Below are 24,681 nucleotides of genomic sequence, written 5' to 3'. Positions count from 1 at the left end.
AGTCGGCCAGCGGCCGCTGGAGTTCGGCATTGTGCGCGAGGATCCCGGCGTGGTCGAGGTACGGGACGCTTCGGCGCCAATTCCGCCTGGGTCCGGTACGCCGCGATCGCCACAACCTGCTGCGCGCCGCCGGCATCCTCCCCGGCGGCCCCTACGGCCGCGCACGCGGCGCCACCCTGCGTCGCAAGATCGTCAACATCGCGGCCCGACTGGCCCGCCCGCAACGCCGGCCCACCCTGCACCTGCCCAGCCATTGGCCCTGGAAGTGCGCAGTTTCCCCGACAGGGTATGTCAGCAAATGCTGCTTCACACATAACCAAACCTGGGATGCTCCAGTTGTTGGTGTCAGCACGAAGTACGAGGCCGACGTTGACGCACTGCACGCTTCCACACGACCATGGGCAGGTGCACACTTGTGGCATGGAGGTATCTGAGTTCATCGCCGTCGCGCTGACCGCAGCGCCCCTGTCCCCGCCGCGGTCCTTGCGCCGGACCCAGGCGTCGACGTCACCGCGGCTGGCGTGATCGTGCCCGCCGGTGGGCCGGAGCCCGCGCCGCGCCGCCCGCTGAACGGTATCTCGGACGTACGCGCGTTCTTTCACACCAACGCCGTGCCGCTGTACTTCATCTCGCCGACCCCATTCAACCTGCTGGGCATCGACCGCTGGGTACGGAACTTCTTCTATTTGACGTACTTCGACTCTTTCGAGGGCGTACATCCGCGCGTGTTCGTGCCGCGGCGGCGCGATCGCAGGGATTTCGGGTCCATGGGAGATGTGTGCAACCACCTCCTGGGTGATCCCGAGACTCTCGAGTTCATCGCGCACCGAGGGCCCGGTGGCAAGGCCTGCTTTGTGATGCTCGACGAGGAGACCCAGGCCCTCGCGCACCAGGCGGGGCTCGAGGTCATGCACCCGTCGGCGGAGCTGCGCCATCGCCTGGGCTCCAAGATCATCATGACGCGCCTGGCCGACGAGGCGGGCGTACCGAGCGTGCCGCACGTGATGGGGCGGGTCGGCTCCTATGACGAGCTGCTGGCGCTCGCGGACGGCGGCGGGCTGGGAGATGACCTCGTCGTCGAGGCCGCTTATGGCGACGCCGGTACGGCGACGTTCTTTGTGCGCGGTCAGCGCGACTGGGACCATTGCGCCGGTGACCTGGTGGGGCAGCAGGAAGTCAAAGTCATGAAGCGCATCCGCAATGTCGAGGTGTGCATCGAGGGCACTGTGACCCGCCACGGCACCGTGATCGGCCCCGCGATGACGAGTCTGGTCGGTTACCCAGAGCTGACTCCGCGCAAGGGCGGCTGGTGCGGCAACGACATCTGGCGCGATGTGCTGCCGCCCGCGCAGACGCACGCCGCGCGAGAGATGGTACGAAAGCTGGGCGACGTCCTGCACCGCGAGGGACACCGCGGCTACTTCGAGGTGGACCTGTTGCACGATCTGGACTCCGACGAGCTCTACCTCGGCGAGGTGAACCCGCGCCTCAGCGGCGCAAGCTCGATGACGAACGTGACCACCGAGGCCTTCGCCGACGTGCCGCTGTTCCTCTTCCACCTGCTCGAGTACATGGACGTGGAGTACGAGCTCGACGTCGAGGAGATCAACTCGCGCTGGGAGCGGGGCTACGGCGAGGACGAGGTCTGGGGTCAGCTTATAATCACGGAGACCTCGCCGGATCTCGAGCTCTTCACCGCGACCCCACGCACCGGTGTGTGGCACCTCGACGACGACCGGCGTATCTCGTTTGCGCGCTCTGACAGCGACTGGGACTCGCTGATCGACGAGTCCGAGGCCTTCTACATGCGTATCGCGGCGCCTGGCGACTTACGCTGCGAGGGCGCCCAACTCGGCGTGCTCGTCACCCGCGAGCACCTGCAGACCAACGACTACCAGCTCACCGAGCGCTGCCGGGGCTGGGTCGAGGGCATCAAGGCGCAGTTCGCCTCGACACCCCTGGCGCCGGCCACGCCGATCGTCTCGCGACTGGTCGCACGAGCATGAGCATCGGCCGCACGAACTGCTCGACAAACCATCGAGTGCGAGCCCCCGATCCCGGCGTTCCCGCGTCCACAGCTGCGCCATACCCGCTACCGCGCAGGGCATGGGACGGCGTACTTCGCCGTCTACCGCCTCGCCGACGGTGTCGTCGACTATTGCTGGCCGAAACCGTCGCCTCAGCTTCGCCTCGGTTCTTGTGCAGCCAACCGAGACCGCCAACACAATCGCACCTGGGCTACCCGATCTCGTGCAGCTCGCCGCAGACTTCGGCCGAGACGATCTCCTATCCGCATTGCCCCCCGCTGGAATCAGCGCACCCTTGGTCATCCGACCACCCGGCGATCCCGTGAAGCCGCGCGCATGATCGGCGGCGAACCAGGTCGCGTCTCAGCCGGTATCTCACTGGACAACTGGCTGTCGTCGCCACATTCGCAGTGGTCATTCCAGCACGTCGAAGACTTCGTGCCGACCGCGATAATCTCGCGCGGGACCGGGCCAACCGCGGCGTTGCCCGCAGCCTGTGCCCCGATGGCCGAGATCCAGGTGACCAGCATTGATGGGGCGGCGACCACCGTTGGCGCGGTGATGGCCACCACCGCTACCGACGGGTGGGCCGTCGCCTACCGCGGTTCGATGGTGGTCGAGGAGTACCTCGACGGTTTGGGGGCCCAGACCCGGCACCTGCTGTTCTCGGTGAGCAAGTCGCTGGTGGCAGCCGTGGTCGGCGCGCTGCACGGGGCCGGTGCGATCGAGCTCGACGCGCCGGTCACGGCATACGTTCCCACCTTGGGAAACTGCGGCTACGCCGGTGCGACGGTGCGCCATCTGCTGGACATGAGGTCGGGTATCGCCTTCTCAGAAAATTACCTCGACCCGGCCGCGGAGATACACGTCCTCGAGCAGGCGATCGGGTGGGCGCCCAAGAGCAGTTCGGACATTCCCGCCACGCTGCGTGACTTCCTGCTGACCTTGCGGCAGAAGTCGGCTCACGGCGGCCCGTTCGAATATCGCTCGTGTGAAACCGACGTACTCGGCTGGATCTGCGAGATCGCCGGCGGCCAGCGGATGCCCGAACTGATGTCGGAACTGCTGTGGAGCCGCATCGGCGCCCAATGCGACGCCACCATCGCCGTAGACACGGTCGGCACCGGAATTTTCGACGGCGGCATCAACGCCTGCCTTACCGACACAATCCGGTTCGGGTCGCTGTTCTTGCACGACGGTGTATCGCTGACCGGCCAGCAAGTGGTGCCGCCGGCATGGATCGCCGACACTCTCGACGGCGGGCCCGACTCGCGTCAGGCGTTCGCCGCCAGCCCCGACGACAACCGAATGCCCGGCGGAATGTACCGCAACCAAGTGTGGTTTCCCTACCCCGGCAGCAACGTCGTGTTGTGCCAGGGCATGTGTGGTCAGATGATCTACATCAACCGCGCCGCGGAGATGGTCGCCGCCAAGCTATCCGCCCAGCCGGACTCTCAGGACCCGCAGATGCTGTTGGACACGCTGCGCGCCTTCGATGCTGTGGCACACGAACTGGCTGGAACCACTAGTTACTTCGCCCTGAAAAGCTCGGATCGGCGGTAGGGCGGCTGGTTCGCGGGTTCTTGTGGTCGGGTGCGGTTTCGGTGGCGGTCACGCCGCCAGAGCGGTGATCTTGGCCAGGTTGTGGGCGAAGATGCCGTGTCCGGTCCAGATTCTCGCACCGTCGATGCTGTGGATGCGGCTGCTGCTGAGGGTGCTGATTCGTCGGTCGCTGCCCGTTCGTCATTTGACGGTGCGGCGGAACGCTTTTCGCTTCTCCTCGGCCTGCCGGGTCTTGGATTGCCGGCCATATCGATCGGCTCATCGGTCAGGAGTCGACGTGGTTACGGTCGCCGCGCGGTGAACGTTGCTGCGCCCCGCCGAGTAAGCGGGGGAACCTCAGTTCGCGTTGTTACTGAAAGCCGAACATCAGCCAAGCTTGATGGCAGACCCAGTCGGGATACAGATCAGTCATCGCATCGTAGAGCTCGCGATCATTGCCGGTCGATTCCTGAAGGCGGCTGAAATCGGTGAGGTAGCGCCTGGTGTCGTTGATGGTCTCCGGCACGTCGGGCGCACCAGGCTTCTTGTGGCCGGCCACGACCGTCTTCGGCTTCAGCGCTGCCAACCGGTCCAGCGCAGAGATCCAGTTGGCACGGCTCGCTGCCGTGGTCTCGCCGACGTACATGTGGCATTGGTTGTACACCACGTCCCCGGCGACGACGAGGTCGATCGAGGGCACGTAGAGCGACGTCGTATCGACCGCATCGGTGCGCCCCTGCTCGAGGATGTGCAGTTCGTGCCCCTCCAAGGTGAAAGTCTCCTCACCGTAAGCCTCAGGTAGCACGATGCCAGTGGGCAATTGCCCGGGGAACAGCTTGCGGAACAACGGCATTATCTGTGACTGCGCCTGCATTAACTCCACCGATTTCGGTGTCGCGATTGCACGCGCATCCGGGAATCGCTGCAATAGCACGCTGAGTCCGGCGAAGTGATCGAAGTGGCCGTGGGTGATGTAGATGGTGGTGAGGTTGCGGTGATGCAACGCAATCCAATCGCCTAGTGCTTCGGCCTCGGCGATAGTCGTTTGGGTGTCGACGAGGACGGCGTCGTGCTCGCCGAAGATCAGCGTCGAGGTAGCAGGGTCGAAAGCTGGTGGTGGCCCGAACGGCCGCACTCGCTCGGCCACCATCTCCTTCTCCGGGGAGGTGAACACGTTGAGACTCAGAGCAAGCGACATCGTCATTGTTCCTTCCGATCGAGACCGCATCGGGCCGATAGCAGTACGAAGACGTGCACTTTCACACGACGATGGCTATAAAGTGAAAAAGCCTGCCACCGTGGCGTTTTCGAATTGATGCCGCTGGCGGTGGCGGATGTTGCCGAGCGGGGCGGGCGGATCGTAATTCGGGCGCGTACCCCTGACAGCCAGGCCCCGTGTCCGGGCTGCGGATTGGAGTCCGCGGCGGCAAAGCCTATGCATCCTGGCCGATCCAAACGGTCTTGGCGTTCATGAACTCCCGCATACCGAGGTCGGACAGCTCGCGCCCGTAGCCACTGCGTTTGACGCCGCCGAAGGGGATCTCGGGGTAACTGGTCGTATTGCCGTTGATAAAGGCCATGCCCGACTGCACGTCGCGGACGAACAGCTCGCGTTCGGCCTCGTCCTCGCTCCACAAATTCGCCCCGAGTCCGTAGGGGTGCCCGTTGGCCTCCCGCAAGGCATCCTCCATAGAAGAGACCGTCCACACCTGCGCCACCGGGCCGAAGACCTCCTCGTGGTACATCCGCATCTCCGGCGTGACGCCGGTCAGCACGGTGGGCGGGTAGAACCAGCCGGGCCCGTCCGGGCGTTCGCCGCCCAACAGCACCGTCGCGCCCTTGCCGACAGCGTCGTCGACGTAGGACTCCACCTCCCGCCGGCCGGACTCGGTGGCAAGCGGACCGACGTCGGTGCCCTCGTCCATCGGGTCGCCCACCACGAGCGCGCCCATCTTCGTCACGAACATCTCGATGAACGCGTCACCGATGTCCTGGTGGACGAAGAACCGCTTGCCGTTGATGCAGGACTGCCCGTTGTTCAGGCACCGTGCCTTGACCGCGACATCGGTGGCCAGCTCCAGGTTCGTCGACGGCATGACGATGAACGCGTCGGAGCCGCCGAGTTCGAGGACCACCTTCTTGACCTCGTCTCCGGCGATGGCGGCCACCGACCGCCCCGCCGGTTCACTGCCCGTCAGTGTCGCCGCCGCCACCCGTGGGTCGCGCAGCACCCGCTCCACTCTCCCCGAGGAGATCAGCAGGGTCTGGAACACGTCGTCCGGGAAGCCCGCGCCACGAAAGAGCTCTTCGAGGTACGAGGCGCATTGCGGCACGTTCGAGGCGTGTTTGAGCAGACCCGCGTTACCGGCCATCAACGCGGGCGCAGCGAACCGCATGGCCTGCCACAACGGCAGATTCCACGGCATCACCGCGAGCACCACACCGATCGGCTGATACGTCACGAACGTCCGCTTCGCCCCTACGCGCCCGCCGTCACCGTCCAAATCCCGAAGGAACGCAGGACCCTCGGCGGCGTAGAAACGCAGCCCGTGCACGCACTTGACCACTTCCTGCTCGGCCGCCCGGATGGTCTTGCCCATCTCCATGGTGATCATCTTGCTGACGCTTTCAACCTCCTTTTCCAGAAGGTCGGCCGCATGCTGCAGCCACCCCACCCGCTCCTCGACGCTCGTCAGCCGGTACGAGGCGGCCGCTGCCGCCGCCCGGGCGAGCTTGTCTTCCAGTTCCTCAGGAGTTAGTTCGTCGAACCTCCTGAGAACCTCACCCGTCACAGGATTCGTCGTTGTAATAGCCATAATCCACAGTAAGACCGCAGCATATCGCCAGCAATTCACCCATTTATGTGCTGTCGTACCAGCGCTGTTGGACGTCCGTGGCGTGGAGGGTCGGGGCAGGCGCGTGCGGTCACCGCGGCAACCTGTGGTAACAGCTTGCCGCATCTCGCGGGCCCCCACCGTCACCGATAACCGGTGGCGCGCACGGGCATCGAGCCAGGGGAAATCGCCCGCTGCTCAGTCCGGTCGACGGCACAGCTCCGCCTCCGTGGCGCCGTCCAGCTCAGCTGCGGACGCCGAGCGTGCCGGTCCAGCTGGCAGTGTCGAGACCGGCGCGCCTGGCCAGTGTGAACATGGCGGCGAGGTCGTTGTCGGTGCGCGGTTGGGGATCGTCGTCGGGGTAATGCTGCGCCTGCAACCGCACCATCGCCTCGGCGAAGGATCCAAGCACGTTCTCGGTGAGAGCGCCACGCTCGGCGTCGTCGAGCAGTTGGTCACACAGCTCCGGCATACCGGCGTCAGTGGCGTCGAACTCCAACCGTTCGGCGATCTCGCCGACCGCGTCCGCCCGTGTCGTCAAAGCCGAGATGCCGCAGTCGAGTCCATCGTCGGCCAGATCGTCCGGGTAGGGCACCCGGTGCCAGGCCCCCTCGTCGTACCAGTAGACACAGCCGACCATGTAGGCATCGATCAGGCCCCGCAGGTACTGCCGCGGCAACCATTCCGGTGCACCGGCCAGCAGGTCGATCGCGGGCTCGTACCCTTTGACCTTGCTCGATTCATCCTCCCCGACGAGCACCGCACGGCCCTCGTCGAACCACTTCAGCACCCACCAGGTGCAACCGCAGTCGTCCCAGTGCAGGCCGTCGTCGTCGATCCAGTATCCCGAACGATGGTGCTGCGGCTCGCGCTCCTCGTCGCGGTCGTAGGTCGCGACCGCGACGGCCGCCCACCGCGCCCACAGCAGTCGCGCATCCGGCAGGTCATCGGGGTGGCCGGGCCGGTGTAGCTTCGCCAATGTTGTTCTCCTGATTCGCCTTCGATGTCAGCCTAGGGGTTTCCGCGGGGTTTGCGCCGCGATGGGCGCAGAGTTGCCGGGCATTGCGTCTGTCGAAGTCGAAGCAGACGCGGATGACGCTGAGCAGCCAGCGAAATCGGCTGTTACTCGCACCTGCGGTCAGGTGGGCGACGACCTCTGCCACTGTCCAGGCACAGCACAGTGACTGCTGAGCCCACCCCATATCGGTCAGACCGGCGAGATCATCGGCCAACACCGCGCGTTCGGCGTGGACCATCGCCCACAACTCGTCGCGAGAAGTAACGTTCGACTCTCGACAAGCCTCCAAGTTCAGCGCAGCCTGCCCGTGCGAGCGGGGCAGTGAAGCGGTTCATTGTTCCGATCTCTAGTGACGACAATGCCCGCCTGAACTCATCGGTCTCCGCAAACACTGGCGGCACCACGAGCCACCAGCCTCAGGCACGGACCGCGGCGACGGCGGCGTCGAACAGTTCCGCCATATCCGCTTCGCCATTGCTGCGCGCCCAGGCGTGCATGGCGAGCTCCGAACAGGAAAGCGCGGCCGCGACAATCGCTCGCGCCCGCAATTCGGTGAGTTCATCGGGCCGCTCGGCAAGTCGCGCGGCGATATTGGGTGTCAAAGGTTCGAGCCACTGACGTTGCTTCTCCGCCTGCCGGGCGTGCAGCGACGGTGTGTCGTGCAGCATTCTGGTAAGCGCCAGCAGATCGCCGGGTGCGTACGCCAACTGCTCGACGAACACCCCGAACGCCGAACGCAATGCCTCCCACGGTGATTCGCTCATCGGTCGCGATTCCAGCGCGGCCAGCAGCAGGCGGCCCTGATCTTCGTGGTCGCCCAACACGATGTCTTCCTTCGTTCCGAAATAGCGGAACAGTGAACGCCTGGAGAGGCCGACCTCGTTCGCGATCCTGTCCATGGTCGTAGCGGCGAATCCGTACTCCAGGAACAGGCGCATGGCGACAGCGGCGATCTCGGCGCGCACCGCCCTCCTGGTCCGCTCGTGCAATCCCCCGACATCGACTTCCGGCATATCGCCACCGTACCGGCCTGCGCCCAGGATGCACTGTTTGGCACTCAGTGACATACTTGTCACACAGTGCAATCCTAGGAGGATCCATGACCGCCGTCGAATACCGCGGACAGACCACCGTCATCACCGGAGCGAGCGCCGGACTCGGTGCCGAATTCGCCCGTCAACTGGCCGCCCGCGGCTCCGATCTGATCCTGGTCGCGCGCCGCGCGGACCGGCTCGACGCGCTGGCCACCGAACTCGCTGCGGCCCATGGCATTCGGGTCACGCCCATCCCCCTCGACCTGAGCCTGCCCGGCGCGGGCCGTGCACTCGCCGCAGAGGTCTCGGCTCGGGCCCTGCCCGTCACCAGCGTGATCAACAACGCCGGTTTCGGCACCTTCGGGCCCTTCCACCGAGAGGATCCAGAACGGCTGCAAGCGGAAGTCGCCGTCGATATCGCGGCTGTCGTCGATATCAGCCGGGCCTTCATCGACCAGCTCCGACAGACGGGCAATGGAGTCCTGCTCAATGTCGCCAGCATGGCGGCGTATCTGCCCGTCCCGAACATGGCCGTCTACGCGGCGAGCAAGGCGTTCGTACTGAACTTCACCGAGGCGCTGTGGCAGGAATCGCTCGAGACCGGGCTGCGGGTGATGGCGTTGTCGCCGGGTGCGACCGCGACCGAATTCTTCGAGGTCATCGGCAATGACGCCGCGGCGGGCGGTACCCGGCGCGACACACCCGAACAGGTTGTCACGAGCGCCTTGCGCGCGCTCGATCGCCGAAACCCCGGACCCAGTACCATTCCTGGCCGCGGCGACAGGATCGCGACAGCCCTCGGCCGGATGCTCAGTCGCCGCCGGGGTGTACTGCTGATGGCCGGAATGACCCGGACCGACCGATAACCCGAACCGGCACGGGATGACGCCAGCGATCGCCCGCCGTGAGGCAGGCGCGTGCACTCGGGCATGTGCCATGCGCGCCGGGTCCGGGTGGGATCGCCCCGCCCGGACACGAAGAAGGAGTTCTCACCCCGGCTCCACGGCAGCTGCGCAGGGACGTCGAAGGCCATCACCCGAAAGCCATTGTCGGACACTATTTGTCCCCACATGACCTGATCAGCCTCGGACGGGTTCTGTACATTTCCGGCGTCCCGGTAGGTGATGACAGCTAGATTCCCACCGAAGACGGAGCTCGCACACCTCCGTCGGCAGATGGAAACACCAACAGCAGATTCCCGCACCTGCAGGCGGCGGAGGGTTGAAGCGTGCAGATCGAGGCGGAGACGATGGTTGAAAACATCGCGCGACATAGGTTTACGTTGCAGGCCGCGAAGATCGTGGCATTCGCGACGCTGATTGCGACCGCACTCACCGCGTGCGGGTCATCCGCACGAACCGACGCAGGGGCGTCCGAGCACTCCTATGACGCTGTGCTGCACATGATTCCGAACAACGGCCACGAGCTCGCCTTCTACGTCATCCCGGGACAACTACCCGCAATCGTGCTCGATGCGGGTGGCGGCGCGGACGCTTCCTACTGGAAAACCCTGGCACCCGAACTCGCCCGCGAGACCGGGTCGCAGATCATCACCTACGATCGCGCCGGGACAGGTCGAAGCGACGAAATCCCTGGACCCTGGAGTCCGCGGGATGCGGCGGCGGACCTGCGAGCCGGGCTGACACAACTCGGATTGCCCCACGACGTGGTCCTGGTTTCGCATTCGCTGGCGGGCGAGGTCGCGACATATATCGTCAACGAGTATCCGGACCAGGTTTCTGGTGCCGTACTCGTCGATGCCAACCTTCCCGAGTTCTTCACCGACGATGAAACGGCCAAGATCGTGGCCGCCAACGAGCAGCAGATCGCAGCCTTGCGCGATCAGCCATCCACGAAACAGACTCGCGAACTACTCGCTCAGGCAGCCGATTACGGTCCAACCCATCTCGCCTATCACCAAATGTCTTGGCCACAGGGCATTCTCGCCGTCATCCTCGTCTCCTCCTCGACCCCGTTCGAGGCCCCCGAGGACGCTCAACTTTGGAGAAATGCCCAGGCACAGTTCACTGCGGCCGCACCCTACCGCCGACTCATCGTCGCGGACAACAGATCTCACGAGATCCCGATCGACCGTCCGGATGTGGTCGGCAAAGCGGTCATGGACATGATCGGACGGATCCACTAGCACCGAATCCCGCCGAACAGGCATGGTTCGTCGTCGGCGCGGATGGTTCGCCTCAGCGCAGCAGTTCTGCTACTTCACGCCGGAGAGCTTGCGCCACCGCATCGACTGCTGGCGAGCGCGGGCCAGGCAGTCGAGCGACCACCATTCGACGCCGTTCATCCGAGCCGCCCTCGACGCCGATCAGCCGCACACCGGCAGGCACGGCTTGCGCGAGACTCACTGGAACCGTGGTGATTCCGCATTCCGCCTCGACCAGTTGCAGCTTGGTCAGCCAGTCGCGCGCGGTATGACCGATGCGCGGGCGACCGGGGAGGCCGGGCCAGACACCGAGCAGTGGCTCGCTGCCGGTGGGCGGGCTCGCGATCCAGACCTGATCGGTCAGCTCCGCGACCGGGACCGGATCCCGTTCGGCGAGTGGGCTGTTTACGGCTACCGCCACTCGGAGTGTGGCTTCGGCCAAAGCCGCGACATCCAACGGCGGTGTCTCGGCGTCGAACCGGCGATACGGCGGAGTTGACGACAGCACGGCCAGGTCGAGGGTGCGTGCTCGCAGGCCCCGAACCAGGGCAGGGGTCGTGCCTTCGCGGGTGGTGACGGTGAGATCGGGATGAGTGCGGCGCAGCGCGGTGAGCGCGCGCGGCACCACCAGTGCACCCGCGCTGATGAACATGCCCAGCCGCACCACCCCACCGGCCCGGGCCGCGCCCGTCAGCTCACGTGCGGCCGCATCCATCGCATCGAGCGCGGTCACCGCGTGCCGCAACAGGATTCGCCCCATCGGGGTGAGCCGCACACCATCGCGGCGGCGGTCGAACAATGTCTCACCGGCCGCGCGCTCCAGTGCGGCCACCTGACGAGAGACCGCGGACTGGGTGTAGCCCAGATGCTGTCCAGCCGCGGTGAAGCTGCCGCACTCGGCGATCTCGCGCAGCACCCGCAGGCCCGTCAACGACAGCTCCATGAGGATCCATCATACCCAGCATGCCGAACATTCGTTGGCCGCATGTGCTGCTGGGCCATAGATTCGATGTTGTTCACCCCCAACAGATTTCAAGGAGATCCCATGCCCTTCGCAGAGATCTATCTCCGTGACGGCACTACCCCCGAATATCGCAAGGCGATTTCGGCGGGCATTCACCAATCCATGATCGAGGTGTTCCAGATTCCCGAGGACGACTTCTTCCATGTCATCCACAGTCTGCCCGCCGAAAATATGCTGCACGCACCGGTCTTCTGGGGCATCGGGCGCAGCGACGAGTCGGTCATCATCCGGATGACGTTCAATGTCCGGCCCGCCGAACAGAAGAAGGCACTCTTCACCACAATCGCCGACCGGTTGGTCGAAAACCCCGGCCTGCGACGCGATGACATCCTCATGACCATCCTCGAGACCGCAGCCGAGAATTGGTGGTCGACCGCCCGAACAATCGACCCCGAAACCGGCTTCGACACCCGAATGAGCCCCGAGGCAGTCCGAGCGGGAACCATCAACTGATCGGTCCCGGCGAATAAGCTCAGCAGTCGGCAGTCCCTGGCGACCTCCATTGGTCGGGCCACCGAAAGCGGCTGTCAGAGAACCTCGGTGGCACGGTAGCGGCTCGCCAGCTGGGCGTGATTTCCGTGCAGGAGGAGCTGGGGCTCCGCTCGGATCCAGTCGTCGATGAGCTCGAGGTCGTCGATGCCTGGGAAACACAGTAATTCGCGGCGGCGGTGCGCTGTCCACAATGCCCGCGCGGCATCGCCGGTGGCATCGCACGCGAGTCGGCGGCATTGCTGCCCCGGTTCCATTCGGTGTCGACCAGACCGGGACAGACGACGGTCGTGGTGACGCCCGTGCCCTCGAGTTCGAGGGCGAGGGCGCGGGTGAACGCCACCGTGGCGGCCTTGGCCGCGACGTAGAGCGTCCGCGGGAAGCCCATCTCCACTGCGGCACTGAAGGCGATGCAAGTCGCGGAAATTGTGGCCGACGACGTTCCAGTGCGCTTGCTTGCCCAGCAAATGCAAGGCGACGAGATCGGCAAGGACCTGTTGCAGGTTCGCGTGTAGCCGCGGCGAAGCGCGGAACCCCGAGGTGGCGACTGCGGAGGTGTGGAAGATCGACGTGGTGGACATGGTTGCTCCCATTTCGTGACGGACCCCGATCGACCGGGGCAATCGGTAGTGGAACTGTCGGGGAACGCGGCGGCCGTGGTGTTCGGCCGCCGTCGTGGTGCACAGATAGGTGGCTTCGACCTGCGCCTTGTTCCCCGTCCGCTATCAGCATCACCGGTCGACACACTCGTGTCGCTAGCGCTGACGCCCATTCACCGCACCAGCCACCCGGAAAGATCGCCTACCCGCTGCCGCGAACTGCTCTCGACCGGAGCGACCACCCGATTGTCCGATCGCGGCGCGGGAGGATACTGAGTTCATGCCGCCGAGGTAGTCGCAGCTTCCTCACTGAACCGGATGCGCTGTCGGTTTCTGGGTGGCGCATCCGATCGTGGCCGGAGGTCGCGACCGGACGCGATATGGCCGGTGCTGCTGATGCCGCGCGATGGCTCGACCGAGGATGGTCCATCGGTACGAACAACAGCGGTCGAAAGATACCGATTCGGCAGTCGCGGAATCCGTTGTGCTGCAACGGGTGCAGCCAGCGATGAAGGGGCTGATCGCGTCTCGCTGTTGATGCCGGCGCCGCGGCACAGCTCCGTTTACAGCTTGCGGGCAGGCAGGGACTACCGCTGGCAGGAATAGGCGATGGGCGTCAGCGGTGGCGACTCTCGTTGCCCGCGGCGCAATTCTGATAGCCATGAATATCGTTAAAGCACAATCATCGATTCCGGTTATCGTCCAGGACGTCGCCGAGGCGCCCGCCACTCCTCGGTCTGCGGTGAAGTACGCGGTCGAAGCGATCGGGACCTTCTTTGTGGTCTTCACGGTCGGGTCCGCGGTCGGCAGCCACAGCCCGCTGACCCCACTGGCCATCGGGGCGGCCCTGATGGTGATGATCTATGCAGGCGGCCATCTCTCGGGCGGGCATTACAACCCCGCGGTGACCCTTGCGGCGCTGGTGCGCCGTCGAATCGGCCCGCGTGATGCGACGGCGTACTGGATATCGCAGTTCGGCGCAGGACTGCTCGCCGCCGTGGTGGTGCGGGCATTCGTCGACCCCATACAGCCGATCACAACAATGACGCTGTCCGGCCACAGGCTGACCGCGGCATTTGTCGTGGAAATGCTTTTCACCTTTGCGCTCTGCTACGTCGTGCTCAATGTCGCCACCAGCAAAAGCCATCCGGTCAATTCGTTCTACGGCCTGGCGATCGGTTTCACCGTGGTGGCGGGCGCGATAGCGGTCGGCTCCATTTCCGGTGGTGCGTTCAACCCAGCGGTCACCGTCGGCGCTGGCGTGATGAACGTCTTCGCCTGGCCGACGCTGTGGGTCTATCTGGTCGCGCAGGTCATCGGCGGCGTCGCTGCCGGGGTCGCCTTCTTGGGACTCAACCCCGATGACAGATAGCTGATCCGGGCGTCGATTCCACCTTCCTTTCCGACCGTTTCACCGAGACGTTCGACCAACACGAGTAGGAATTCACATGAGCAACGCAGTGCCCGAGCCGACGACAACAGATGCCGGTATCCCAGTGCCCAGTGACGGGCTTTCACTGACCGTCGGGCCCGACGGTCCGATCCTGCTGCAGGACCATTACCTGATCGAACAGATGGCCAACTTCAACCGGGAACGAATCCCGGAGCGCCAACCGCATGCCAAGGGTGGCGGCGCATTCGGTCGTTTCGAGGTGACCAACGACGTCAGTGCGTATACCAGGGCAGCGGTATTCTCCCCAGGGACCAAGACCGACACGCTGATTCGGTTCTCCACCGTCGCCGGTGAACGCGGTACACCCGATACCTGGCGCGACCCGCGCGGGTTCTCGTTGCGGTTCTACACGTCGGAGGGCAATCTCGACATCGTCGGCAACAACACACCGGTTTTCTTCATTCGCGACCCGTTGAAGTTCCAGCACTTCATCCGTTCCCAGAAGCGGCGCGCGGCGAACAACCTGCGCGACAACGACATGCAGTGGGATTTCTGGACATTGGTTCCGGAATCGGCGCACATGCTGAGCTGGCTGATGGGCGATCGAGGCATCCCGAGGACTTGGCGACACATGAACGGCTACTCCAGCCACACCTACAGCTGGATCAACGCCGCCGGCAAGATTTCTTGGGTGAAGTACCACTTCATCAGCGATCAGGGCATCGAATTCCTCACCCAGGCCGAGGCAGACCAGCTGGCCGGGGCCGACCCCGACTATCACCAGCGCGATCTCTACCGAACGATCGAACGCGGGAACTACCCGAGCTGGACACTCGAGATGCAGGTGATGCCGTTCGAGGACGCGGGGAGCTACCGGTTCAACCCGTTCGACCTGACCAAGGTCTGGCCCCATAGCGACTACCCCCTGATCGAGGTCGGCAGGCTGACTCTGGACCGCAACGTCACCGACTATCACACTGAAATCGAGCAGGCCGCGTTCGAACCCAACAATCAGGTGCCCGGCACCGGCCTCAGCCCGGACAAAATGCTGCTCGCGCGTGGCTTCGCCTACGCCGACGCACATCGCGCCCGCCTCGGCGTCAACTACAAACAGATTCCGGTGAACTCACCAAGGGTGGAGGTGCACAGCTATTCCAAAGACGGCGTGATGCGAATCAATAACGTCTCGGACCCGGTTTATGCGCCGAACTCCTACGGCGGGCCGCAGGCCGACCCGTTGCGCGCCGCCGAGGCGCTCTGGGACAGCGATGGCGATATGGTCAGAGCCGCGTACACGCTGCACGCGGAGGACGACGACTACGGCCAGGCGGCCACCATGGTCCGCGAGGTGCTCGATGACGCCGCCCGCGAGCGGCTGGTATCCAATGTCGCGAGCCATCTACGCAACGGAGTATCGGAGCCGGTCCTGCTGCGGGCCTTCGAGTATTGGAAGCACATCGACAAGGAGACCGGCGAGAAGATCGAGGCCGCCGTGCGAAGCGAGTCGACCTGATGTCCGCGCTCGATGTACTTGCCACGCCGAGCTTCATTCCAAGTAGTCGCGTTCAGCCACCACGAGCACCACGCGCCAGTACCGTCCCCGGCAACAGGTGCTCGGCCCGATCCACGCATAGAGGAGGCGAGAATCCAGTGACGACGGCGCTGCGGGTGCTCCTGGCCGATGATGATGTCCTGCTCCGCGCGGGTCTGGCCAGTCTGCTCACGCAGGCAGGGCTCGATGTCGTCGGGCAGGCCGAGGATGCGGCGGGCCTGCTCACACTGGTTCGGACGAACGTGCCCGACCTGGTGATCGTCGACATCCGCATGCCACCGACGCACACCACCGAAGGTCTCGACGCGGCACGGGAGATCCGTGCGGAGCTTCCGGAAACCGGCATCCTGGTCCTGTCGGCGCACTCCGACGTGGAGCACGCGATGGAGCTGCTGGCCAGCGGTGGTGGCGTCGGCTACCTCCTCAAGAACCGGGTCACCGATGTCGAGGATTTCCTCGACACACTCCAGCGAATCGCCAAGGGTGCCTCAGTTGTCGACCCGGTATTGGTGACCGAGCTGGTGTCGGCCCGACGACGCAACGATCCGCTCGCGGCGCTGAGCACACGCGAGCGGGAAGTCCTGGCGTTGATGGCCGAGGGTCGTTCCAATGCCGGTATCGCACGGCAGTTGTGGGTCACCGAGGGCACGGTCGAGAAGCACGTGCGAAGCATTCTTACCAAACTGAACCTGCCCGAAACCGGAGACGATCACCGCCGTGTGCTCGCGGTGATCACCTTCCTCGAGGCGCGCTGACCCGATCCGGCGCAAAGCCCCGGTCGCGCAGGAGCTCCTTCACAGCGTCAGCGGACAGTTCCGCCTTGGACAGAAAGCCGACCGCCGGGCTCCGAGTGATCAAATCCGCGAAGTCCTGTCGGTCGTGGGTGGAGATCACGATCACCGCAATGGTCCGGTCGAGTCGTTCGGCAATGTCGAAGCCACTGTCGGCGCCGAGACCGATGTCTACCAGCGCGACATCGGGTCGAAGTTGCTCGCTGCGCCGCAACGCCTCGGCGCTCGTCGACGCGACACCGACGACCGAGATGCCTTGCTGCTCGAGCAGGTTGCGAGCGGCGTCCAGGAAATGTGAGCTGTCATCGACGAGCAGGCAACGTAACCGCGACATCATGCCCGAAGTCTGTCTGAGCTGGCGGTGGTCGCGCATTACCGCCACCTGCAAATTTCCGCCGCGCGCCGCGACTTCTCGCTTGATCGAGGGCGGCCGGCCGTACTCGGATACCTGCTGCCCGGAGGTAGCGATGGGCGCTGGCGGTGGCGACAAAGCGCCCACCGAAGAGTGACAGTGACAACGTCCCTATCGAGAGATCTGGAGAGTGATATGAAGACAACGACTTTGGGAACAAGTGGACTCGACGTCTCCCGAATCGCGTTCGGCACATGGCAGCTCGGCGGCGACTGGGGCCGCTTCGACGAGGATGCGGCGATCGCCGCGATCCGCCGTGCCCGCGATCTGGGCGTCAACTTCTTCGATACCGCGCAGGCGTACGGTTTCGGCGCGTCCGAATTGCTCCTCGGCAAAGCATTGGGCAGCGAACTCGTCAGCCATCGCGACGAACTCGTACTGGCCACCAAGGGCGGCTTGCGCCGGACCGACACCGGCTTGGTCCGCGACGCCAGCCGGGACTGGCTATGCAGGGGCGTGGACTCCAGCCTGGCCGCACTCGGCGTCGACCACATCGACCTCTACCAGGTGCATTGGCCCGATCCGGCGGTGCCGATCGCCGAAACGGCGGGTGTCCTGGCCGACCTCGTCGCCCAAGGCAAGATCGGCCACGTCGGGGTGTCCAATTTCGATGCGGCCCAGATGGCGGAGTTCGCCACTACCTTTCCGGTCGAGACTCTGCAGTCGCCCTATGACCTGTTCCGGCGCGACATCGAGGAAGATCCGCTTCCTTATTGCCAGGCGAACGACATCGCTGTTCTCGTGTACGGACCGCTGGCGCACGGCTTACTGACCGGGACTATGACTGCGGATACGACATTCGCCGATGACGACTGGCGCAGCACGAGCACGGTCTTCCATGGTGCCGAATTCCACCAGAATCTGATGACGGTGCAGGCGCTACAGGCATTCGCCACCGAGCGGGGAGTCACCGTAAGTCAGCTGGCGATTGCCTGGACTTTGGCGAACCCGGCCGTCCATGTCGCGATAGTCGGCGCCCGGCGGGTCGACCACGTCGAAGACAGCCTTGGTGCGGTGGACGTTTCGCTCAGCGTGGCCGACCTCGACGAGATCGACAAGATCATGTCGGGGGCAACGCCGGTCTCCGGACCGTCACCGGAGAGCGTGTGACAGCCGAACATTCGAGCTTGTAGCGCCTGCCCGACCAGGCCGGGATGCCGCGGCGACCGCAAGCGCTGCGACAGCGGCGGCGAAGGCGGCGGCCCACGGTCCGCAGACCCCACGTATACGCTGCCAAGCCCTTACCGACTGCGGGAACGAGATGGCGAGGTAAGCGACGACGAACAGTGCGGATGTGACCCCCGCTCAGTGATGAGCGGGGGTCACATCGGTAGTCCCGCGAAACTCCATTGCTGAAGCCGATGCCCTGCCCAGCACCGGCCGCCACTGCGCCGACAACGAGCAAAACGGCCGACCGCCAGCATGTGCCGGCTACTCCGGCCAGCGGCAGCCTCGAATCGCCAGGTAGCGGCAATGACCCGCGCACCTGCGCGGGAGAGCATGGGTATGCGCGGCTCGTCGAGCCGCTCCGAAAGAACACTCACGAGCAAGGAGACCGGTATGGACATCGCAGTGTTGGGTATCGGACGGATGGGCCGGGCGCTGGCACAACGTTTGCTCCAGGACGGGCACCGGGTGGCGGTGTGGAATCGGACGAGAGGCAAAGCCGGGGAACTTCTTTCCGCGGGCGCCGAAGAAAAACCGACCATCGCCGACGCCGTCGCCGAGGCGGATGTAGTGATCACCATGCTGGCCAACGATCCGGCGGTCCGGGCGGTCGCGCTGGGGGAACTGCGGTCATCGATCGACCCGAGGACCATCTACATCGACAGCTCCACGATCTCACCGACACTCAGCGGCGAGCTCGCGGCGTCCTTCCCTGACCGCTTCGTCGCCATGCCCGTCGTCGGCAGCCCCGCGGCAGTGACCGCCGGGCAGGCGGTGTTCCTACTCGGCGGCGACGACAGCGTTATCGACCGCCTTGGTGCGATGGTTTCCTCGCTATCGGACAACAGCCGCCGTTACGACACCGCGCCGCTTGCGATCGTCGCCAAGCTGACGGCCAATCTATTGCTGCTATCGGGAGTCGTCGCGCTCGCCGAATCGTTTGTCGTAGGCCGTTCGGGAGGCCTCTCGGAGGATCAACTGCGGGATCTGCTCGGCGCCAGCCCAGCGGTCGCGCCCGCGCTGCAGAACCGATTCGAGAGTGTACTGACCGGTTCACATGACGGCTGGTGGGCCACCGCGCTCGGAGCCAAGGACGCAGGATTGGCGCTCGGCCTCGCACACCAGGCCGATATGGAATTGCCGGTGGCCGCCGTGGTCCAGCGCCAGTACGCGGCCGCGGCATCCTCCGGCCTTAACGCCGACATCGCAGCTGTCGCAGACCTCTACTGTTCGGCAACTCGAGCGGCAGGCTGAGCGGCGAGGCGCTGGAACCCGCGCGTGCGCAACCGTCTCATCGTCGCGCGGGTATGGCGATTTGCAGCGTTGTCCCAGCGGCGGGCGGGCTGGCGATCCGCATATTGCCACCGAGCGCCTCGACGCGGTCGATCAGGCCGACGAGCCCCGATCCCTTGGTGGGGTCGGCGCCGCCTCTTCCGTCGTCGCGTATGAGCAGCGAAAGTTTCTCATCGTCTATTTCCGCGCGCACGTTCACATTTGACGCCTGAGCATGCTTGGCGGTGTTGGTCAGCGCCTCGGCGACCACGTAATACGCACCAACCTCGATCGATGTGGGCAGCCGACGTTCGATCACCAACTCGAGGACCACCGGGACGCCGCAGCGGCGCGCCAGCGTCTTCAATGCGGGACCGAGCCCGCCTTTGGCCAGGATCGCCGGATGAATCCCGCGCGAAATCTCTTGCAGTTCCATCGAAATCCCGGTCAAGTCAGCCACGATGCCGTCGAGTTCGGCCTGGAAGGATGCCAGTTCGGGCGGCATGGACGCCTGGGTCCTGCGCAGTTGGAGTCCCAAGGAAACCAACCGTTGTTGCGCCCCGTCGTGCAGGTCGCGCTCCAGTCGGCGCCGAGCCTCATCAGCGGCCGCAACGATGCGGGCACGCGAGGCGATCAGCGCATGGTTGACGGCCTCGCGATCGCGTGCGGCACAAAGCAATGTCTCCAGCGCGGGCGCTACCCGTTCTCGCAGACACCGCCGGGTCGGCTCGGGTAGGTCGACAGGCGCCGACAAGGTGCCGAGCGGTGTGTTGCCATCGTGCAACGGGATCGTCCAGCGCTGGTCGTGGCTACGGATTTCCGCGAGCTCGATTGCCGCGAAACCCAGTCCGAGAGCCTGGGCAATGCATTGCTCGGCGATATCCAGTGCGGTCCGGATGTCACTGGAGCGCAACATGATACGGGCCAACTCAGCGGTGAGGTCGGCCGCGCGGCGGCGCGTATCGGCCTCGACCGCGCGTGCCCTGGCCACACCCGCGACGAAGTTCATCGACAACGCGACCATCAAGAAGACAGCGATCACGATGCCGTTCTCGATCGGTGCGAACTCCACGACGGGCCAGTTACGGAAGTAGTCGAACGCGATGGCACTGGCTATCGATGTCGCGGCCGCCAGCCCGATCCCCCATCGTGTCGAGATCACCAATGCGCCGAGCAGGTAGAGCACCCCGAAATCGTCTGCGCCGGTTGTTCGATTGAGTGCACAAACCGCGAGGGTCTCGACCCCGATGAACAGGGCGGCGATCACCATCCCTACGGCAAGCGTCGGAGATGCCGGGCGTACGACCAGTGCGAACAACTGTGCTCGCACCGGAGTTCGCGCAGATGGCACCATCAAGCGGTGGCTCGGTAGTAGCCAGCTCGACGTTGCCATGCGGCCATACCCCGTGGTTCGGAACCTGCGTCGTTCTTGATGGCGGACAGGCGTCTGAGGATCTGGTGCAGCGGCATCGCCAGATGGGCGGCGAGGTCGTGCATTACGCGCAGCATGGTGTCACTGTCGAGTTCGTGGGCAATGAGAATCTCATCCAGCACCATCGCGCAAAGCGCCTGCTCGAGCGTCAGCATCCGTTCCGGCAACCAGCTCAGCAGCCACCGGTCTTCGCGGGTTCCATCGGTTGTCGTGGCCGCGTACTCGGCGGAATTGGGACTGGTGACAGTGAACTGCGTGACCTGCAAAGCGTCGAGGTAGTAGTCGAGGATCGGCCTGCCGGCAGGGTTCGGCTGGGATAGACCGACTCTCATGCCATGTGGGGAGGAGGGAGTCATGTTCCTATGCTCATGGCCGGGCCGCGGCTAGTCCATGTCCGGCCGCACAGCGTCTGGACCTGCACATTTGGCACGCTGAGCCAAATTGGTTACGAACGCTGGACTCGGCGGTGGGCGAGCAAGCACCACGCCAGAACGACGTCCCTGGTGCACCGCAGATCCAGGTTGGTCAACTCCTGGAACCGGGCGAGGCGGTATCGCACGGTGTTGCGGTGTACGTGCAGATCCAGCGCGGTCTGGTCGAGGTTTCTGTCGTATTCGAGGAAATCCCACACCGTGTCCTCCACGTCCTGGCGACCCGGTTGACCGTCGTCCAGTGCGCGCAGGTATCGGTGTTCGAGGTGGGCGGCAGTGTCGGCACCGAGCATCGCCAGCGGGAGCGGCCCCAGGTCCGCGATTGTGACCAACCCGGTCAGCCCGAAGGTCTGGGCGATTTCGAGCGTCGAGACCGCTTCATCGAAGGCATAAGCCAGGTCGGTGAGCCCTGCCGGTTCCGCAGTAGCAACCAGCCATCTGTCGCCGACCACAGGGCATTTCGGCACGACGGCCACCAGATCACCGTCGACAACGGCGACCACGGGAAGGAGTTCATGGGTCGCGCACGTACGCTGCAGCACCGCCGTCAGTGCGGCCCAGTCATTTTGATCGGCCGGTCGGGCGCACAACGGTTGGTACTTCGCCGTCGGGTCCAGCCCGAATGTGCGGGCGTCCACACTGATGCGAGCGGCAGAGAGTTGCGCGTGCAGCAGTGCGCGCAGAAAGTCCACTCGCTGTTCAGCGTCTCTCCGCGCTGCCTCGACCGCCACTTCGTGCCGAACTGCATTGATGACTCCGGCGGCATCGTTGGCGAATCTCCACGCAAGATCGTGCGCCGCCAAGACGACCCGATCCGAAAGTCCCCGTTTCGACGCTTCCTCGTCGAGCGCGTCCAGCACGAACCGTGCCGAGATCTGAATGCTGCGGGTGAGCGCTTCCAACGGGAAGCCCTGCTCCACACGCCTTCGTGCGAGTTCCTGCAATGCACGGATACCACCGGCGTCGAGGCCGCCATCCGTTACGGGTAGTTGCTCGAGTGCGGACCGGATGATCGCCGCAGTGTAGGCCCGCAATTCCGCGGTCGGCACCGCTGCGTATTCGGGCATCCGCTCACGAAGCCGGGCGACAAGTGAGTCGACCTGATCGTCCAAGCGCTCGAGGTAGTACGACGCCAATATCAGAAGTTCGTCTCGGCCCTCCTGTTGTCGACCGAGCGAATCGCCTGCACTCGGCGAACCCAGTGCGTGGTCCACAAACATGAGCCTGCCAGCGGTGATCGCCGATCGCAATGAACACGCCCCGTAATCGTGCCACCCCAAGGCACCGATTCGACCTGGCGGCTAGGAGAGAGTAGTGAAGTCATGAATTGCCGCACTGATCGCAAGCGGTCCGGTCACCAGCAGTTGTCCTGCGACAGTGCCCAGAGCGCCGACCGCGTCAATGCCACCGAGGCCAGGGTGCCGACGGTGGCACCCATGCCGATGAAGCTGGTCGAGCGATTGCAGGACGCGTACGCCATATCGAATTGCGGCACCAACCTCGCCGTGTGACCGACGATGTCCGCCGCGATCGGGAACTCGAACTCATACCCTGGAACGTCAACGGCGTACCTGCGAGTGTCACGCCATTCGCAGCCTTCAGGTTGTTCAGCAGGGCGTCTTGGCGATCGAGTACCTCGTTCACCGCGACCTGGAACAGCTGTTCCTTGCTGTCGAAATGGTTGTAGTACGAGCCCATCCCGACGTCGGCGGCCTGGGTGATGTCCAGTACCGGCGGTTGAATTTCCCGGCGGCAATGAATTGCTGCGCGGCTATGATCAACGCCTCGCGGGTGCGCTGTTCGCCCCGTTCTACGCGGTCTGTGGCTCATCGTTTTCGTCCCTTTTACCGAGCGACGAGCGAGTCGCTCACCGCAGTTCCTGCTACTGCTCGTGCGGAGCAGGTATCTCGAACAGGCTGAGCGTTGTGCACACTGTGTGGTAGATGCCGATGAGGTTGGCGATGTCGGTCAATCCTTTTTTGCCAAAGCGGCTTTCGGCCTGCCGGTACAGTGTTTCGTCGACACGGTGATGGGTTGAAATCTGCCGCGTGACCTCTGCGGCGATCGTCTCGTCCTCGCTGAGGTCGTCGGGTATTCCACCGGTGCCGAGCACCCGGATGGCGTCATCAGATATACCGACTTTGCGGGCGGCGACAGAATGGGCGTACAGCTCGTAGTCAGCCTGCCAGACGGCGCCTATGGCAAGGATCACCACTTCCCGCGTCCGCACGCTTAACGATGTGTGCTCCCTCTCGCCCAACATGAGCTCGGAAGACGCTGACGTCATGGCCGGCCCGAGGAAACGAAGATCACCGGCAGGCGTTCGGAGTAGGCGCCAGCCACCCCGTTCAGCGCGGAGTACGTGCCCACGTTGTAGGTGGTGAACACGGCGCCGCAGCCGTTGACGCGGGCGTAGCCCTCGGCGGCATAGGCGACATTGAGCTCGTTGCAGCAGCCGATCTGCTGGAGGTTCTCGTTGGTCAGCAGCCCGTCGAGCACCACCAGGTTGTAGTCCCCGGGGACCATGAAGTAGTGCTCGAGTCCGATCTGCTCGAGCCGGGTCGCCAGATACTTTCCCACGGTGAAGTCAGCCATGATGACAGTTCCTTCTTCTCTAAGTCACGGACAATCAGGCCGGTGCGTCGATCGGGACGACGTTGATGAGCTTCTTGTTCACGAACTCCTGAATCCCCGTGCCCGCGAGTTCGTGCCCATAGCCCGAGATCTTGACCCCGCCGAACGGCAGGTCGGCCTTGGTCCAGGTGGGGTGGTTGACGAACACCATGCCGGTGTCGATTCGCTTGGCGACCTCCATCCCGTGGGCGACGTCCCGGGTGAACACCGATCCGCCGAGTGCACGTCACGGTCTCCAACACCTCGAACAAACCTCAGTCTTACTTCGGAAGCAACCAGAAACTGTTCGACATCCAGGGACGCCAATTCACCAACGACACAGTCGCGGAACTGAATGTCAACGACGCCAACGTCATCGGCACCGATATCAACCCCGGCAACAAAATCGAGGTAGTCATCGTTTTCGACGTCGCTGCCGACGCCGAACCGGCCGAGATCGAGTTCCACGACTCGATGTTCTCCGGCGGCGTGCGCGCTGCGTTGAAGTAGCAACCGCGTACCCTCACCGCCCAAGGCCCGGCCGAGTCCCCCTCTCGGATCGGGCCTTCGCCGGACCAGCGCGGGCTGCGCCGAAAAGTCAAGCAGCACAAGATAATCCTGCGAGCGATGATAGGGATCGCCGTACGTCACGGAGTACTCGACACCAACCCCGTCGACGGCGTCGCCGCATTCTCGCGACGCAGGAACCAGGCTCGGGGGCAAGGTCGAGGATCAGCGCGCCTTGCCCGCCTTCCGTGCGTGCGTGCACCTGACCCCCAGGGAACCAGTTTTCGTCCTGGGGCGCCCGGCCGGTGTTCTCCCGTCCAGGTCAGAGGCCTCTCAACGTCCAGCCCGCACTCCCCTGTCCACCTGGTGCCGTCCCGTCT

At 64.6% G+C, this 24,681-nt stretch carries 26 protein-coding genes and 3 pseudogenes; 13 read left to right on the top strand and 16 right to left on the bottom strand.

Annotated features, from left to right (window positions below; all coding sequences use genetic code 11):
* Positions 1-60: 60 nt before the first annotated feature.
* From ACQP1G_RS21980 to ACQP1G_RS21970, 3 genes and pseudogenes are all read left to right on the top strand, one after another.
* Positions 61-263 (top strand): annotated as a pseudogene (locus ACQP1G_RS21980) (IS1380 family transposase); the annotation flags it as partial.
* Between the two features lie 258 nt (positions 264-521).
* Positions 522-2,006, top strand: a complete 1,485-nt coding sequence (locus ACQP1G_RS21975; RefSeq protein WP_433207426.1) for a biotin carboxylase — start codon at positions 522-524, stop codon at positions 2,004-2,006.
* Between the two features lie 357 nt (positions 2,007-2,363).
* Positions 2,364-3,590 carry a serine hydrolase domain-containing protein gene (locus tag ACQP1G_RS21970; protein WP_433207423.1) on the top strand — a complete coding sequence of 409 codons (1,227 nt, stop codon included), beginning with the start codon at positions 2,364-2,366 and terminating at the stop codon, positions 3,588-3,590.
* A 349-nt stretch (positions 3,591-3,939) separates the two neighbouring features.
* Here the strand turns inward: ACQP1G_RS21970 and ACQP1G_RS21965 are convergent, their stop codons facing one another.
* The 5 genes from ACQP1G_RS21965 to ACQP1G_RS21945 all read right to left on the bottom strand — a co-directional run bounded on the left by ACQP1G_RS21965 (position 3,940) and on the right by ACQP1G_RS21945 (position 8,434).
* Positions 3,940-4,773, bottom strand: coding sequence for an MBL fold metallo-hydrolase (locus tag ACQP1G_RS21965; RefSeq protein WP_433207420.1), 834 nt, complete (start codon positions 4,771-4,773; stop codon positions 3,940-3,942).
* A 229-nt stretch (positions 4,774-5,002) separates the two neighbouring features.
* Complete coding sequence (locus ACQP1G_RS21960; protein WP_433208717.1) at positions 5,003-6,385, bottom strand: NADP-dependent succinic semialdehyde dehydrogenase; 1,383 nt, start codon at positions 6,383-6,385, stop codon at positions 5,003-5,005.
* 262 nt (positions 6,386-6,647) lie between these two features.
* Positions 6,648-7,382, bottom strand: a complete 735-nt coding sequence (locus ACQP1G_RS21955; RefSeq protein ID WP_433207417.1) for a hypothetical protein — start codon at positions 7,380-7,382, stop codon at positions 6,648-6,650.
* Positions 7,348-7,659 carry a maleylpyruvate isomerase N-terminal domain-containing protein gene (locus ACQP1G_RS21950; protein ID WP_433207414.1) on the bottom strand — a complete coding sequence of 104 codons (312 nt, stop codon included), beginning with the start codon at positions 7,657-7,659 and terminating at the stop codon, positions 7,348-7,350. The genes ACQP1G_RS21955 and ACQP1G_RS21950 overlap by 35 nt, the downstream gene beginning before the upstream one ends.
* Before the next feature lie 178 nt (positions 7,660-7,837).
* Positions 7,838-8,434 (bottom strand): TetR/AcrR family transcriptional regulator, encoded by a 597-nt coding sequence (locus ACQP1G_RS21945; protein WP_433207411.1) that lies wholly within the window; start codon positions 8,432-8,434, stop codon positions 7,838-7,840.
* Positions 8,435-8,520: 86 nt separating this feature from the next.
* On the opposite strand from ACQP1G_RS21945, the gene ACQP1G_RS21940 reads away from it, so the two are divergent.
* Both ACQP1G_RS21940 and ACQP1G_RS21935 read left to right on the top strand, forming a co-directional pair.
* On the top strand, positions 8,521-9,321 hold the full coding sequence (locus ACQP1G_RS21940) for an SDR family NAD(P)-dependent oxidoreductase (protein WP_433207408.1): 801 nt from the start codon (positions 8,521-8,523) through the stop codon (positions 9,319-9,321).
* A gap of 383 nt (positions 9,322-9,704) precedes the next feature.
* Positions 9,705-10,601: an alpha/beta fold hydrolase gene (locus tag ACQP1G_RS21935; protein ID WP_433207405.1), complete on the top strand. Its 897-nt coding sequence runs from the start codon at positions 9,705-9,707 to the stop codon at positions 10,599-10,601.
* Positions 10,602-10,653: 52 nt separating this feature from the next.
* On the opposite strand, the gene ACQP1G_RS21930 is transcribed toward ACQP1G_RS21935, so the two are convergent.
* Positions 10,654-11,562 carry a LysR family transcriptional regulator gene (locus ACQP1G_RS21930; protein ID WP_433207402.1) on the bottom strand — a complete coding sequence of 303 codons (909 nt, stop codon included), beginning with the start codon at positions 11,560-11,562 and terminating at the stop codon, positions 10,654-10,656.
* A gap of 102 nt (positions 11,563-11,664) precedes the next feature.
* Between ACQP1G_RS21930 and ACQP1G_RS21925 the strand changes: the two genes are divergently transcribed.
* Positions 11,665-12,096, top strand: coding sequence for a tautomerase family protein (locus tag ACQP1G_RS21925; RefSeq protein WP_433207399.1), 432 nt, complete (start codon positions 11,665-11,667; stop codon positions 12,094-12,096).
* Between the two features lie 19 nt (positions 12,097-12,115).
* On the opposite strand, the gene ACQP1G_RS21920 is transcribed toward ACQP1G_RS21925, so the two are convergent.
* Both ACQP1G_RS21920 and ACQP1G_RS21915 read right to left on the bottom strand, forming a co-directional pair.
* Positions 12,116-12,520: an SDR family NAD(P)-dependent oxidoreductase gene (locus ACQP1G_RS21920; RefSeq protein ID WP_433208714.1), complete on the bottom strand. Its 405-nt coding sequence runs from the start codon at positions 12,518-12,520 to the stop codon at positions 12,116-12,118.
* A 22-nt stretch (positions 12,521-12,542) separates the two neighbouring features.
* Positions 12,543-12,713 (bottom strand): annotated as a pseudogene (locus tag ACQP1G_RS21915) (DNA starvation/stationary phase protection protein); the annotation flags it as partial.
* A 679-nt stretch (positions 12,714-13,392) separates the two neighbouring features.
* Between ACQP1G_RS21915 and ACQP1G_RS21910 the strand changes: the two are divergent.
* The 3 genes from ACQP1G_RS21910 to ACQP1G_RS21900 all read left to right on the top strand — a co-directional run bounded on the left by ACQP1G_RS21910 (position 13,393) and on the right by ACQP1G_RS21900 (position 16,431).
* Entirely contained in the window at positions 13,393-14,103 is a 711-nt protein-coding gene (locus ACQP1G_RS21910) for an MIP/aquaporin family protein (RefSeq protein WP_433207396.1), read from the top strand.
* A gap of 76 nt (positions 14,104-14,179) precedes the next feature.
* Positions 14,180-15,637 (top strand): catalase, encoded by a 1,458-nt coding sequence (locus tag ACQP1G_RS21905; protein ID WP_433207393.1) that lies wholly within the window; start codon positions 14,180-14,182, stop codon positions 15,635-15,637.
* Positions 15,638-15,774: 137 nt separating this feature from the next.
* The gene (locus ACQP1G_RS21900) at positions 15,775-16,431 is read left to right on the top strand and encodes a response regulator (RefSeq protein ID WP_433207390.1); all 657 of its coding nucleotides are present in this window, start codon (positions 15,775-15,777) and stop codon (positions 16,429-16,431) included.
* On the opposite strand, the gene ACQP1G_RS21895 is transcribed toward ACQP1G_RS21900, so the two are convergent.
* A complete protein-coding gene (locus ACQP1G_RS21895; RefSeq protein WP_433207387.1) occupies positions 16,409-16,804 on the bottom strand; it encodes a response regulator in 396 nt (131 codons plus the stop codon). The genes ACQP1G_RS21900 and ACQP1G_RS21895 overlap by 23 nt on opposite strands.
* Positions 16,805-17,014: 210 nt before the next feature.
* Between ACQP1G_RS21895 and ACQP1G_RS21890 the strand changes: the two genes are divergently transcribed.
* Together ACQP1G_RS21890 and ACQP1G_RS21885 are read left to right on the top strand one after the other, a co-directional pair.
* Positions 17,015-17,989: an aldo/keto reductase gene (locus ACQP1G_RS21890; protein ID WP_433207384.1), complete on the top strand. Its 975-nt coding sequence runs from the start codon at positions 17,015-17,017 to the stop codon at positions 17,987-17,989.
* Positions 17,990-18,301: 312 nt separating this feature from the next.
* The gene (locus ACQP1G_RS21885) at positions 18,302-19,300 is read left to right on the top strand and encodes an NAD(P)-dependent oxidoreductase (protein ID WP_433207381.1); all 999 of its coding nucleotides are present in this window, start codon (positions 18,302-18,304) and stop codon (positions 19,298-19,300) included.
* Between the two features lie 37 nt (positions 19,301-19,337).
* On the opposite strand, the gene ACQP1G_RS21880 is transcribed toward ACQP1G_RS21885, so the two are convergent.
* From ACQP1G_RS21880 to ACQP1G_RS21870, 3 genes are all read right to left on the bottom strand, one after another.
* Positions 19,338-20,672: a sensor histidine kinase gene (locus ACQP1G_RS21880; protein ID WP_433208711.1), complete on the bottom strand. Its 1,335-nt coding sequence runs from the start codon at positions 20,670-20,672 to the stop codon at positions 19,338-19,340.
* A complete protein-coding gene (locus ACQP1G_RS21875; RefSeq protein ID WP_433207378.1) occupies positions 20,672-21,082 on the bottom strand; it encodes a hypothetical protein in 411 nt (136 codons plus the stop codon). Before ACQP1G_RS21875 ends, ACQP1G_RS21880 begins: the two co-directional genes overlap by 1 nt.
* 113 nt (positions 21,083-21,195) lie before the next feature.
* The gene (locus ACQP1G_RS21870; protein WP_433207375.1) at positions 21,196-22,395 is read right to left on the bottom strand and encodes a PucR family transcriptional regulator; all 1,200 of its coding nucleotides are present in this window, start codon (positions 22,393-22,395) and stop codon (positions 21,196-21,198) included.
* A gap of 108 nt (positions 22,396-22,503) precedes the next feature.
* Between ACQP1G_RS21870 and ACQP1G_RS21865 the strand changes: the two genes are divergently transcribed.
* Positions 22,504-22,692 carry a hypothetical protein gene (locus ACQP1G_RS21865; protein WP_433209620.1) on the top strand — a complete coding sequence of 63 codons (189 nt, stop codon included), beginning with the start codon at positions 22,504-22,506 and terminating at the stop codon, positions 22,690-22,692.
* Between the two features lie 79 nt (positions 22,693-22,771).
* On the opposite strand, the pseudogene ACQP1G_RS21860 reads toward ACQP1G_RS21865, so the two are convergent.
* From ACQP1G_RS21860 to ACQP1G_RS21845, 4 genes and pseudogenes are all read right to left on the bottom strand, one after another.
* Positions 22,772-22,962: pseudogene (locus ACQP1G_RS21860) on the bottom strand (TetR family transcriptional regulator); the annotation flags it as partial.
* Positions 22,963-23,063: 101 nt separating this feature from the next.
* The gene (locus ACQP1G_RS21855; RefSeq protein WP_433207372.1) at positions 23,064-23,411 is read right to left on the bottom strand and encodes a carboxymuconolactone decarboxylase family protein; all 348 of its coding nucleotides are present in this window, start codon (positions 23,409-23,411) and stop codon (positions 23,064-23,066) included.
* Between the two features lie 53 nt (positions 23,412-23,464).
* On the bottom strand, positions 23,465-23,776 hold the full coding sequence (locus ACQP1G_RS21850; RefSeq protein WP_433207369.1) for a thiamine pyrophosphate-binding protein: 312 nt from the start codon (positions 23,774-23,776) through the stop codon (positions 23,465-23,467).
* 34 nt (positions 23,777-23,810) lie between these two features.
* Positions 23,811-24,023, bottom strand: a complete 213-nt coding sequence (locus tag ACQP1G_RS21845; protein ID WP_433207366.1) for an aldehyde dehydrogenase family protein — start codon at positions 24,021-24,023, stop codon at positions 23,811-23,813.
* Positions 24,024-24,034: 11 nt separating this feature from the next.
* On the opposite strand from ACQP1G_RS21845, the gene ACQP1G_RS21840 reads away from it, so the two are divergent.
* Positions 24,035-24,304: a DUF4352 domain-containing protein gene (locus tag ACQP1G_RS21840; RefSeq protein WP_433207363.1), complete on the top strand. Its 270-nt coding sequence runs from the start codon at positions 24,035-24,037 to the stop codon at positions 24,302-24,304.
* Positions 24,305-24,681: the final 377 nt, after the last annotated feature.

It is taken from the genome of Nocardia sp. CA-107356 (genome assembly GCF_050946365.1).
Taxonomy (GTDB): domain Bacteria; phylum Actinomycetota; class Actinomycetes; order Mycobacteriales; family Mycobacteriaceae; genus Nocardia.
The sequence above is the reverse complement of the archived record's forward strand: the minus strand, read 5'-3'. Positions and strand labels throughout refer to the sequence as shown.